Below are 12548 nucleotides of genomic sequence, written 5' to 3' on the forward strand. Positions count from 1 at the left end.
GGACATACATAATGATACAATAAAACTGATACATTATGACTCTTATGGATATATTCACTCACTACATAAAGATAATACCAAAGGCAAAGCAGAGCTTCGCGGAACTAACCCCAAGAGATTAGAAACTACAACTTCGTTTAAAATAGCTTTTGTAATTTTAAAAGTATGTGCATTTATTTTAGCAATCAGTTCTTCCACATCCGCCCAGCCGTTTTCGCTTAGCTGCAACCCAATTGTTTCTGGTTTGTGCCGTAATACAAGGCTCAAAAACTTACTAATGCTGGTTATCTCTTTTTCATTAAGCATACTAAGACTTTTACCACGGAGAACAGGAATGATAAGCGGTTTCGCAGAGTTGCGTATTCTCCGCGTAAACTCCCATTGACTCCTGTTCTCCGCGGTGTGAGAAAACATTATATAAGCAAACAAAACCGCCATCTGGTGCATAATCTTACCTGATATTTGCCAGGTATTCAGGGGCTTTCCTTTGCTTTGTTGCCTGCTCAAAAGCATAGGCCAATGCAATAATTTTTGGCTCCTCATAAGCTGTGGAGAAGAAAGAAAAGCCAACTGGTAACTGATGCACAAAACCCATAGGTACGGTGATGTGCGGGTAGCCAGCCATTGCAGCGGGCGAAGACAACGAAACGCCATTGTCGTAATCGCCATTTACCAGATCTATGCAGCAGGCAGGACCATTGGTAGGTCCACAAATTGCATCTAAATTATTGCTTTGCAGCAAGTCATCTATCACCTTTCGTGCAGCAGTGGATTTTGCCAAGGCTTCGGTATATTCTTTGCTGTTCAGATCGCCCTTCTCTTCGCTATCTATTAGTAATTCTTGCTTAAAGAAAGGCATAGCAGTTGCCTCGTGCTGGTTATTAAAATTAATCACCTCTTTCAGAGATTTTACAGGCGCATTGGCACCCGCCAGATATTTATTCAATCCATCTTTGAATTCATACTTCAGTACTTCAAACTCTGCATCTCCCAATGCATAAACAGGCTTTAATAAATCAATTTCTACAATCGTTGCATCGTGTGCTTTCAGCAATTCCAATGTTTTATTAATGAGCGCTACTATATCGGGGTTACCACGTAAAGTAGATTTATCAAAGCCCAGGCGCTTTCCGCTTAGTGCGGTGGCATCTAAGAAGGTAGTATAATCTTTTTGTACTTTGCCATTGCTTTGCGCTGTTATGGCATCCGCACTATCAGCACCTGCTAATGCGCCCAACAATATCGCTGCATCTTTTACGGTGCGTGCCATTGGCCCTGCTGTATCCTGTGTTGCAGAAATAGGTATAATACCCGAGCGGCTCCACAAACCAACCGTTGGCTTAATGCCAACCAATCCGTTTACCGATGAAGGACTTACGATAGAGCCATCTGTTTCGGTGCCAATACCAATGGTGCAAAGACTGGCTGCTACCGCCGAGCCGGTGCCAGCACTGGAGCCGGATGGATTGCGGTTAAGCACATAAGGACATTTGGTTTGCCCGCCGCGGCTGCTCCATCCGCTGGTGGAATGCGATGAGCGAAAATTGGCAAATTCACTCAGGTTGGTCTTGCCCAATAATACTGCACCGGCATCGCGCAACAGCTTTACAATAAAAGCATCTTTTGCGGCTTTGTTGCCAACCAATGCTAGCGAGCCGGCAGTTGTCATCATTTTATCACCGCTGTCAATATTGTCTTTTATTAATACCGGAATGCCATGTAATGGTCCGCGTATCTTGCCCGTTTTGCGTTCCTTATCAAGTGCTTCTGCAATAGAAAGTGCATCGGGGTTTACTTCAATTACGCTGTTGATGGCTGGTCCGTTTTTGTCTATTGATTGAATTCTTTTCAGGTACATCGCAGTGAGCGCTTTTGAGGTAAGCTGGTTGCTTTTCATACGCTGCTGCAAATCGTCTATTGTTGCTTCTGCAATATCAATAGCTTTTATATCTTCTGTATTATTATCCGGCTGTGCATTTGCCGGGGTGGCTGTAACCAGCGATGAAATAGTAAAACCTGCCAATGATGTATTTTTAAGAAAATATCTTCTGTTCATGTATGCATGTTTGTATGGTTAGTGATGGTAGTATGCAATTTAATGCTTTGCTGAACAGGAAAGATTGCTTATACCAAATTAATATAAAACATAGTTGAAGCAACAAGTGCATTTCTCGTGAAATAATGAGTCATCGCAGTTATTAAATGCACATCATTTTACAAAGTTCTTTGGTAGTGTTAAAGCATATAAATTATACATAACCTACATCTTCAGGCGATAAATAAAGGTAAATGCTATCGCCTTCTTTTATATCGCGCAGGTGTGTTTTTACAGTTAGTACATCCCTATGTACCTGTACTTCCAGTTCGTAATAACTGCCACAGAAAAGCACCTTGTTTACTTTGCCTTTTAATGCGCCTTCGCTGTAGCTGACAATGGTAAAATTTTCAGGACGTACACATATATCTCTGCCGTTAATTGATATATCGAACAACGTTGCAAATTCATTGAGGAGTGATACACTAATCAGGTTGTAAGTGCCAAAAAGGGCGGCTGTATATTCATTCACCGGCTGTTTATACACCTGCTGCGGCGTGCCTTTTTGAATGATTTGTCCATCTTTCATCACCATAATTTCATCTGCCCACGAAAGAATATCCACGGGATCGTGCGAGACGAGTAAACAGGTGATATTTAATATGTCACTGATATCACGCACTACTGCTTTCATCATGTTTTTGTGAGGGGTATCAAGGTTTGAGAAGGGTTCATCCAGCAGCAACAATTTAGGCGCAGCTGTAAGCAAACTCGCCATTGCTATGCGTTGTTTTTCGCCGCCCGAAAGCTGGTCGGTTTTCCTGTTGAGCAAATGACTTATCCGGCATATATTGTAGATAATATTGGCTTCTTCATCGGTTATTTTATTTGCCATTAGCAGCAATTCACGCACTTTGTAATTGCTGCGCAGTTCAAAGTGCTGCGACAGATAGGCAATAGCCTGGTGGCCGGGTAATAACTTTTCTTCAGGACCTAACACTCTTTTGTTTTCAAAATAAATGGCTCCGCTGGTGGGTTGTACCAGCCCTGCTATCATTTTTAACAACGTGCTTTTGCCTGAGCCGGTTTCGCCGGCAACAGCTATTTTCTGAAACTGGTTTTGTGTAAAGCTGATATTCTTCACCACAAAATTATTTCCCTCCTTCCTGTAAACCTCTGATACATGTAATAAACTCATAGGATAACACCACTTGTTTTCTTTCCTAAAATTATTTATCTGCCTGCTCCAAAATAGAGCGCAAAAGATAAGCGTATTTGGAAATAAAATATTCCCGAAAATATTATTATACAGCAACTGCTTTGCATACCACTTTTGTATGCAGCAACTCCTGTTTATATTCGCGCCCTTTTTTGTGCATGTTAACAGCGTTGAATGTACTTACAGTTTTATATAAAATGAAGCGAAGCAATACTTATGAACCCTGCTACAGTCATCTGTAAAAAGCATTGATTTTAGAATAAAATACTTTAATAATATGAATGGATGTACGATGAATGATTCATTGTTTCCCTTATGCTAAAGCAATGTGTTTCATTTTGTACTGCTTTGCTTTAACAGTTTGTTTGTAAACAAATGAGTCCGCAAAACGTTTTAAATGTTAATGATACCAAACCAAAATTTATGAAAAAGTACCTGGCCGCATTTGTCTTTTTATTTATTATTTATACCGCTTCTGCACAAGAATCACAAACATACAACCGGGCAATTGGTGTGAAATTTCCCGCCGGTTTTGCCATTACATACAAGCAGTTTGTGACCGATAGAAATAATGTAGAAGGCGAAGCTATGTTTTGGTCAAGTGGCTTTCGTGCGGTGGGTTTATACGAATTTAATTTTGATATTGAAGGCGTTGATGGCTTACGCTGGTATGTGGGCCCGGGTGCACATATAGGTTTTTGGAACCACGATTATCAGCAACGCAAAAATATAAGCAGTGCCGGTTTTGGTATCGATGGTGTTTTAGGATTGGATTATAAACTGGCAGATTACCCCATTAATGTAAGTGTGGACTGGCAGCCGGCAGTAGATCTGGTAGGTTCATCAGGATTTACGCCGGCGTATGGCGGTATTGGTATCCGCTATACTTTTTAATTGTATAAACAACAGCAACAATAGTAGTCTTAAATTTACTTGCAGAAGATGGTAATTAGTATCTGTCCACTTATAACTATCAACTGTCATCTGAATTTATTCTTATCTTGCAACGATGGCAATGGCAAAAGAAGCTGGCGACGAAAAGATTATTTTAATCACCAATGATGATGGCATTACCTCGCCCGGTATTGCTGCGTTGGTAGAATCCGTAAAGCATTTGGGAAAAGTAGTAGTGGTGGCACCAGACCGGCCGCAAAGTGGTATGGGTCACGCCATTACAATAGGGCAGCCGCTAAGGCTGCATCCGTCAAAGTTGTTTGGTGATATAGAAGCATGGCAGTGTACCGGTACGCCGGTTGACTGTGTAAAACTAGCTGTTGATAAGGTACTGCACCGCAAGCCGGATATGTGCCTTAGCGGTATTAATCATGGACCAAACCACTCGATTAATGTTATTTACTCCGGCACCATGTCGGCAGCCCTGGAAGCAGCTATTGAGGGTATTCCCAGCATAGGCTTAAGCCTGCTGGATTATAGCGTAGAGGCTGATTTTTCGGGTGCCCAGCAGTATGCGGCTTTGCTGGCAGAGCAGGTATTGCACAAGCATTTTGATAAACATTTATGCCTTAACGTAAATATACCTGCTGTACCGGCCGAACTGCTGCAAGGCTTTAAAGTGTGCAAGCAGGCGTATGCCAAATACCAGGAAGAATTTGCAGAACGTAAAGACCCCACTGGTAAAAATTATTATTGGCTTACCGGAGAATTTGTGAACTTTGATAAAGGTCAGGATACTGATGTATGGGCATTGGAGCACAACTATGTAAGCGTAGTACCGGTACAATTTGACCTGACGCATTATCAATTAAAAGAAAAACTCGAAAAAAGTCTTAAACATTGATACTTCAAAAAGATAATTTACGCCTTGGCCTCGTTGTAGGCGTTATTGCACCACTGTTTGGCATGGTCATTTACTATTTCTGGAAGTTCTTTCCTACCTTTTCCATAGGCGATTTTTTGCATGTTTTAGTTGTACAAAAAACGCTTATTACAGCACTCATCTCTTTTTCATTGTTAGCAAATGCGGTTGTATTTACGCTATATATCAATACCCGCCGAGACCGCACTGCCAAAGGTATTTTTATCATTACCTGCATTTATGCTGTAGCTGCCTTTGTTTTAAAAATGTTTTTGCGATAGGAAAGAAGTTCCAGGCTTAATACTTTCACTTTAAACATTTTTATTCTTTTACAAACGTATAAGGATCGTATTCCAAAAAGTCGTTCACCTTTACATCGGTAGCAACCACTTTATTACCTTCTGTTTTAAATGTTAATGGAAAAATACCAAAAGCAGGATGATTATAGGTCATTAGCCACTGGCCATTATCCATATATTGCAGGGTAGCAGCCAGGTTGCGGTGATCCGGAAAAGTTATTTTCAAGTTATCTTTATCGATAGTAATCTTAATTTTCCCGAATAACTGATTCTCGTAATTGCCGGTGTACGCGCTTAAAGGCAAGGGCGGCCTGTTGCCATTTACACGGGCTTTCAAGGCATTAATGCTGTCCAGGTTTTTTTGCCGTTCTTCGTTAAATATTTTTAATACTACTTTACTTCTGTTTGTATAAGGCACACCAAGGTATGCATCCAGTATTTGGTACCGCAGCAACTCAAAAAAGCTCTGGTTATCATTATTCGTCAAAATAGTAATACCTAATTTTTCTTCGGGCACAAAACACACACTGGTTACAAAGCCATCGGCGCCACCGGTATGCTCATACAATTCCTTTCCATTATAGTCTTTTATAAAAACACCTAATCCATAAGCACTAAAATGCGTAGGAATAAAGAGGTTTTTTCTGGTGCTGATGATCGTATTGGCATCTCTTGTTTTTTGTAGTACCGGCCATTTCAGAATTTGTTTTCCATTATACCGGCCGCTGTCCAACTGCATTAAGAGCCAGTTCTTAAGGTCGTTTACGCAGCTTACCATACTTCCGGCGGGAGCAAGATTATCTACATTATCATAAGGTAATGGTTTTAATACCTGCGAAAAAGTGTTGGTATATGGTGTGGCCGCATCGGGCATTTGAGACATGCCTTGCCCAAGCGTGTGCGTATGCGTCATTTGCAGCGGTTCTACAATACTGTCATACACATACACTTCCCAGGGCTTGCCGGTTACCTTCGGAATGATTTCTCCGGCAGTTAAAAAGCAGCTATTGCAATAGCCGTAACTTGCACGAAAATTTTGATTTGGCTTCAAATACCGCATTTTATACATAATCTCATTGCGCGAAAGATTGGAATTCCACCATGTAAAATCGCCCTGAAAAGTTTTTGTGCCCAAGTGATGCCCCAGCATATCTTTGATAGTTACCAGTTGCGTTGTGCAGGAATCATACACTCTGTAATCCGGAAAATATTTGGTGATCTTGTCGTCGAGTGACAATTTTTTATTGTAGTCTAATTGCGCGAGTGCGGTACCGGTAAATAGTTTGCTGTTGCTTGCTATCATAAATAGCGTATTCTCATCCACCGGCTCCTTCGTTTCCAGGTCTCTCACGCCATAGCCTTTCATCATTACCACCTGTCCGTCTTTTACAATAGCAATAGCGAGCCCGGGTATATTCCAGTCCTTCATACCTTGCGTTATGTAGCTGTCGAGGCTGTCTTTTATAAAGGAGGGCTGTGCAAAGGAGAAACTGCTGTAAATAAGTGTAGCAAACAGAAGAATAAATGTTTTTTTCATTACGGTGCAATAATAGATGTGAAAGGTAAGGAATGATGGCGTAAACGGCGTTGGAATGCAGCGCAGAAAAAAATTTTTTCCACTGCATTGATTATTTTATATTATTGCACACTTCAAGTTTTTAATGGATCCGCAATGGCAAAAAAACAATTATATACCCTCGAATATCCGGTGCGCTGCTCGCCCCAGATATTGTACGAATTTTTAGCTACCCCTTCTGGTTTAGGCGAATGGTTTGCCGATAAAGTGGATGAGCGCGACGGCGTGTTCAGTTTTAGCTGGAATGGATCGGTAGAGAAAGCGCAGCAATTGGAGCATGAGCAGGATAAATATGTACGTTATCGCTGGCTTACGGCGCCAAAAGACGAATATTTTGAATTTCGTATTGAAAAAACGGAAATCACCAATCAAACGATATTGGTAATAAAAGATTTTGCCGAAAAAGGCGAAATTAAAGATCAAACACAGCTTTGGGAATACCAGGTGAAAGAGCTGTTTCACCGTTTAGGTAGTTAAGTTAAAAACAAGGTAAAGTTTTTGATAGCATAATTTACACATGATTGCTGCCACAATAATGATATTGTAGGATACCTTAACTCTATTTGGATTTATAATCCACTATTAAAGAACGTCTTTGTCATGCGGGTGCACAAAGCACTGTAAATTGCAGCAAATTATTATGTAAATAAACTTTGATGTATAACAAAGCATAAATGCTTCCTTCCGCATAGCAATATCAAGGGTTAGAACGCTGGACTTAACTGAAAAATTGAATACTCCTTTCTTTCCAGGCACTTTATTGTCTTACGCATATAGGCTTGTGTTAAAATAATTTGCTGCACTTACCGGTGCAGCTTTCCTGTGTTGATATACGTTATTTTTGTGCTTTTCCATACAAGTATATCCGCGTGATAAAGAAACTCGATCTGCTCATCATCAAAGCGTTTGTTGGTCCGTTTTTGGCCACCTTTCTCATTTCGCTTTTTGTATTGGTCATGCAGTTTTTCTGGCTGTGGATTGATGATATTGTAGGCAAAGGATTCGATTTTTTTACCATTATGCGCCTCGTTAGCGCGGTAGCTGCCACTATTGTGCCATTAGCCCTTCCGCTGTCGCTCCTGCTTTCCTCCATTATGACCTTTGGTAATTTGGGCGAAAGTTTTGAATTGGTCGCTATTAAGTCTGCCGGCATTTCTTTGCTGCGTTTTATGCGGCCACTGTTTATTGTAGCAGTGCTTATCAGCGGCGTGGCTTTTTTATTTGAAAATAATATTATTCCCTATGCCAATCTAAAACTGGATGCGCTTAAATGGGACATGGTGGCTACCAAGCCTGCATTTGATATAAAAGAAGGGCAGTTTTACGACAAGCTGGAAGGATATGTAATAAAACTGGGTAAAAAAGATAAAGATGATAGCACCATTCGGGATGTGATTATTTACGAGCGCAACTTTGGCCTGCAGGATAACCTAATGACTGCTCAAAGCGGCGTAATGCGCGTAACGCCCGATAAGCGTTTTATCGAGTTTAAGCTGCGCAATGGCTGGCGCTACGAAGAGCAGGGTAACCGCTACGACCCGAATACCCAGTTTATACGCGTGGGCTTTAAAGAGTATAAAAAACTCTTTGACCTGAGCAGTTTTACAATGAACAAAACAGAGGATAGTCTTTTTCGCTACAGCCCAAAAATGCTGAGCGTGCGGCAGCTCGATATTGCTATTGATTCGCTTGGTAATGTCGATTCTTTCTTTTATGCCCGCTCTGAGCGCGAGCTCCGTGGTGCGCTGAGTTTCGTGCGATATAGAGACAGTGCATGGCAAACAAAACCACTCAAAGACAGCAACGTAGCTTCGTTTGAAGCAATGATACCAACCATTAATAAAATTGTTGTTTACGACCGTGCTTTAAGCCAGGTAAACAATGCAAAATCTAATATTAGCCTGTTGGCATCCGATTATAAAGACCGGGAAAACTCATTACGGAGCCATTGGATTGAATGGAACCGCAAATTTACTTTATCTGTAGCCTGCCTCGTTTTATTTGTGATAGGCGCACCGCTGGGCTCTATCATCCGCAAAGGTGGGTTGGGCACGCCGCTGCTGTTTGCTATTATATTTTTTGTACTGTTTCACCTGCTTAATACATTTGGCGAAAAAGCAGCTAAAAGTGGTGCTGTCAATGTGTTTTCGGGTATGTGGCTTTCTACTGTGGTGCTCATCCCTATAGGAATATTCCTGACTGTAAAAGCCATGCACGACTCGCAGTTGTTTAATAAAGAAGTTTATTACCGTTTATTTAAAAAATTACGGCATTTATTCACTACTTCGCTGCCAGCTAAAAAATAGCGACTATGACGAACGAAAACACCAGCCGCCGCGATTTTATGAAGACGACTGGCAAAGCGTGCATTGCCGCAGGTCTGGCAACCTCCATTTTACCATCGCTGTCTTGTACGCATAAGGCACATGCACAAACTGCAATACGTGCCATACCTTATACACAAACGCCCCTGCCATATGTATATAATGCATTGGAACCGGTGATAGATGCGCAAACAATGGAGTTGCACTATACCAAACATGCCGCATCTTATGCAAAAAATTTAAGCGAAGCAATGCAGGCAGAAAATGTAAATACCCGGCAAACTTCGCTGGAGCAGTTGCTGGTGAATATTTCAAAATATTCTATCAAAATGCGCAACAACGCCGGTGGTCATTACAACCACGAGTTGTTTTGGCAAAGTATGAATGCGCCATCTGCTGCGCCTATGCCATCTGGCAAATTGTTGGCAGCTGTTGAGAAAGATTTTAATTCGTTTGCTACTTTTCAAAATGAATTTAATAATGCAGCCAAAAACTGCTTTGGAAGCGGCTGGGCCTGGCTGATGATGACCAATGATAAAAAACTGGTTATTGGTTCTACGCCCGATCAGGATAATCCCTTAATGGATGTAAGCCCACTGCGCGGAATGCCTTTGTTTGGGTTGGATGTGTGGGAACATGCATATTATCTCAAGTACCAAAACCGCCGGCCCGAATACATTACGGAGTGGTGGAAAACAGTGAACTGGGATTTTATTCAACAGCGCTTCGAGGCTATGATTTAATAGGATTTTGCCGCAAAGACATAAGGACCCGAAGCTTTAAATAGAGAGGTTTATTCATATATAAAATAAACTGCACTGCTTGTTTTACCTGTTATTCATTGACAAGCAACAATTTTTGAAGTAGAAAACAGATTTTACTGAATAAATTTTTCGTCTTAGCGTCTTAGTGGTTAATTAAACTAACACTTGTTTATTCGTGCTTAAAAAAATTTGTTGCATATCAAATTGTTTCTACTTTTGTCTTCTCATTTTACAATGAACAACACACGTATATACAACGCTTTTTACTTTTTCTTTTTTTACTTTAAAAAGTAGAACCGGGTTGTATTGCAAAAAAGTATAGTAAACTTATCAATATAGAGTCCCGGTTCTGCTGAGCCGGGATTTTTGTTTTAATCACGTATGAGCACTAAAGTTTCGATACAGGGTTACGAAGGCAGTTTCCATCAGGAAGCGGCGCGACAATTTTTTGGCAAAGAAGTGCAGGTATTGCCTTGCGCTACTTTCAGGGAAGTAGTAAAAATTGCACAAAACAAAAAAGAAAGCGATGGTGGCGTTATGGCCATTGAAAACTCCATAGCCGGAAGCATTTTACCCAACTATAATTTATTGCAAAAAAGCAACCTCCGCATTATTGGTGAAGTGTATTTGCAGATAAAGCAAAACCTGATGGTGAACCCGGGCATTACGCTCGAGGATATCCGCGAAGTACATTCTCATTACATGGCTTTGCAACAGTGTCTTGAATATTTAGATAAATACAACTGGAAGCTGGTAGAAACAGAAGACACAGCTTTAAGTGCCAAACACATTCACATGCACAAAAGCAAGCACACTGCAGCCATTGCCAGTAAGCTGGCTGCCGAGTTGTACGGATTGCATGTGATTGCACCCAGTATTCACACCATGAAAAACAACTACACCCGCTTTTTGATTTTACAGAGAGAAGAGCAGGCTGCAATTGTTGATAAAGCTGATAAAGCATCCGTCAATTTTCATACAGACCATTCCAAAGGCAGCCTTGCCAAAGTGCTGACGACCATTGCCGAAGGTGGTATTAATTTAAGCAAGCTGCAAAGCTTCCCCATACCCGGCAGTAATTTCAAGTATAGTTTTCATGCCGATATGGAGTTTGATGGGATAGAGCAGTTTTATGAAGTAATAGAGAAGATAAAGCCGCTCACGGAAGAAGTTAAAATTTACGGTGTGTATAAAAACGGAAATACAGCCTCCAACTCCTAAAGGGGAGCGGAAGTCCCCGGGTATGAAAGGGAGCTTTTGAAAAAAAGATTATAAAAAGTATAAATAACATAGTAACGATGGAATCAGGTTCAAAAGCTCCCATTAGGGCGGGGGGCACAGCAAAGCGATTAGAAGGTATAGGCGAATATTATTTCTCACAAAAACTAAGAGAAATAGACGATCTGAATAAGCAGGGTAAAAATATTATTAATTTGGGCATTGGCAGCCCCGATTTACCACCGCATCCGGATGTAATAAAGGTGTTGCAGGAAGAAAGTGCAAAGCCTAATGTACATGCTTATCAAAGTTATAAAGGCTCGCCTGTGTTACGTCAGGCATTTGCACAATGGTATCAAAAATATTATGGTGTTTCTCTAAATCCCGATACTGAAATTTTACCACTCATTGGCAGCAAAGAAGGTATTATGCACATTTGCATGACTTACCTGAATGAAGGCGATGAAGCGCTGGTTCCTAACCCCGGTTATCCTACTTACAGAAGCGCCGTAAAGCTCGCTGGTGGCGTGTGTGTAGATTATGAATTAAAAGAAGAAAACAACTATTTCCCCGACTTGGAAGCCTTAGAAAAGAGCGATTTATCGCGCGTGAAGTTAATGTGGGTAAATTATCCGCAAATGCCTACAGGACAACTGCCAACAAGGGAACTATTTGAGCAATTAGTTGCTTTTGGTAAAAAGCACAACATACTCATTTGCCACGATAATCCATACAGTTTTATACTTAACAATCATCCAATGAGCCTGTTGAGTGTAGAAGGCGCAAGAGGTGTTGCAGTAGAATTAAATTCTTTAAGCAAAAGCCAGAATATGGCTGGCTGGCGCGTAGGCGTTTTATGCGGCGCAAAAGAAAGAATTGATGAAGTATTGCGCTTTAAAAGTAATATGGACAGTGGCATGTTTTTACCCGTGCAACTCGCCGCTGCAAAAGCTTTAAGTCTTGGCAACGACTGGTACGAAAGTATTAATAAAATATACAAAGAGCGCAGGAGCAAAGTGTATGAATTATTGGATGTGTTGCAATGTTCCTACTCCGGAGATCAGGCAGGTATGTTTATGTGGGCAAAAATTCCCGATACCTATAAAGATGGTTATGAACTGAGTGATAAAGTGTTGTATGATAGTAATGTGTTCATTACGCCCGGCGGGATTTTTGGAAGTGCAGGTAACAATTATATCCGCATTAGTTTGTGTGGTTCTGTAGAAAAGTTCGAAGAAGCAATAAGAAGAGTAAAAAGCGGCATAGAAGAATCATTAAGCATCTAAAGAAAAATAAA

At 40.9% G+C, this 12548-nt stretch carries 12 protein-coding genes; 8 read left to right on the plus strand and 4 right to left on the minus strand.

Features of this window, described 5'->3' with window-relative positions:
- Positions 1-54 precede the first annotated feature (54 nt).
- The 3 genes from FC093_RS21275 to FC093_RS21285 all read right to left on the minus strand — a co-directional run bounded on the left by FC093_RS21275 (position 55) and on the right by FC093_RS21285 (position 3233).
- Positions 55-306, minus strand: a complete 252-nt coding sequence (locus tag FC093_RS21275; RefSeq protein WP_137263836.1) for an RNA 2'-phosphotransferase — start codon at positions 304-306, stop codon at positions 55-57.
- Positions 307-451: 145 nt separating this feature from the next.
- Complete coding sequence (locus tag FC093_RS21280) at positions 452-2056, minus strand: amidase (protein WP_137263837.1); 1605 nt, start codon at positions 2054-2056, stop codon at positions 452-454.
- Positions 2057-2249: 193 nt separating this feature from the next.
- A complete protein-coding gene (locus tag FC093_RS21285; protein ID WP_137263838.1) occupies positions 2250-3233 on the minus strand; it encodes an ABC transporter ATP-binding protein in 984 nt (327 codons plus the stop codon).
- A gap of 444 nt (positions 3234-3677) precedes the next feature.
- Here FC093_RS21285 and FC093_RS21290 point away from each other — a divergent pair, with 444 nt between their 5' ends.
- The 3 genes from FC093_RS21290 (at position 3678) to FC093_RS21300 (ending at position 5351) form a co-directional block, all read left to right on the plus strand.
- Positions 3678-4148, plus strand: a complete 471-nt coding sequence (locus tag FC093_RS21290) for a hypothetical protein (RefSeq protein WP_137263839.1) — start codon at positions 3678-3680, stop codon at positions 4146-4148.
- A gap of 121 nt (positions 4149-4269) precedes the next feature.
- Positions 4270-5052, plus strand: coding sequence for a 5'/3'-nucleotidase SurE (gene surE / locus FC093_RS21295; RefSeq protein ID WP_240743399.1), 783 nt, complete (start codon positions 4270-4272; stop codon positions 5050-5052).
- The gene (locus tag FC093_RS21300) at positions 5049-5351 is read left to right on the plus strand and encodes a hypothetical protein (protein ID WP_137263841.1); all 303 of its coding nucleotides are present in this window, start codon (positions 5049-5051) and stop codon (positions 5349-5351) included. The genes surE and FC093_RS21300 overlap by 4 nt, the downstream gene beginning before the upstream one ends.
- A 40-nt stretch (positions 5352-5391) precedes the next feature.
- Here FC093_RS21300 and FC093_RS21305 read toward each other — a convergent pair whose 3' ends face one another.
- Positions 5392-6906 carry a serine hydrolase gene (locus FC093_RS21305; protein ID WP_137263842.1) on the minus strand — a complete coding sequence of 505 codons (1515 nt, stop codon included), beginning with the start codon at positions 6904-6906 and terminating at the stop codon, positions 5392-5394.
- A gap of 135 nt (positions 6907-7041) precedes the next feature.
- Between FC093_RS21305 and FC093_RS21310 the strand changes: the two genes are divergently transcribed.
- From FC093_RS21310 to FC093_RS21330, 5 genes are all read left to right on the plus strand, one after another.
- The gene (locus tag FC093_RS21310; protein ID WP_137263843.1) at positions 7042-7422 is read left to right on the plus strand and encodes an START-like domain-containing protein; all 381 of its coding nucleotides are present in this window, start codon (positions 7042-7044) and stop codon (positions 7420-7422) included.
- A gap of 392 nt (positions 7423-7814) precedes the next feature.
- Entirely contained in the window at positions 7815-9251 is a 1437-nt protein-coding gene (locus FC093_RS21315; protein ID WP_137263844.1) for an LptF/LptG family permease, read from the plus strand.
- Positions 9252-9256: 5 nt separating this feature from the next.
- On the plus strand, positions 9257-10012 hold the full coding sequence (locus FC093_RS21320) for a superoxide dismutase (protein WP_137263845.1): 756 nt from the start codon (positions 9257-9259) through the stop codon (positions 10010-10012).
- Positions 10013-10414: 402 nt separating this feature from the next.
- Entirely contained in the window at positions 10415-11254 is an 840-nt protein-coding gene (locus tag FC093_RS21325) for a prephenate dehydratase (RefSeq protein ID WP_137263846.1), read from the plus strand.
- 77 nt (positions 11255-11331) lie between these two features.
- The gene (locus tag FC093_RS21330; protein ID WP_137263847.1) at positions 11332-12537 is read left to right on the plus strand and encodes a pyridoxal phosphate-dependent aminotransferase; all 1206 of its coding nucleotides are present in this window, start codon (positions 11332-11334) and stop codon (positions 12535-12537) included.
- Positions 12538-12548 lie beyond the last annotated feature (11 nt).

It is taken from the genome of Ilyomonas limi (genome assembly GCF_005233845.1).
Classification (GTDB): domain Bacteria; phylum Bacteroidota; class Bacteroidia; order Chitinophagales; family Chitinophagaceae; genus Ilyomonas; species Ilyomonas limi.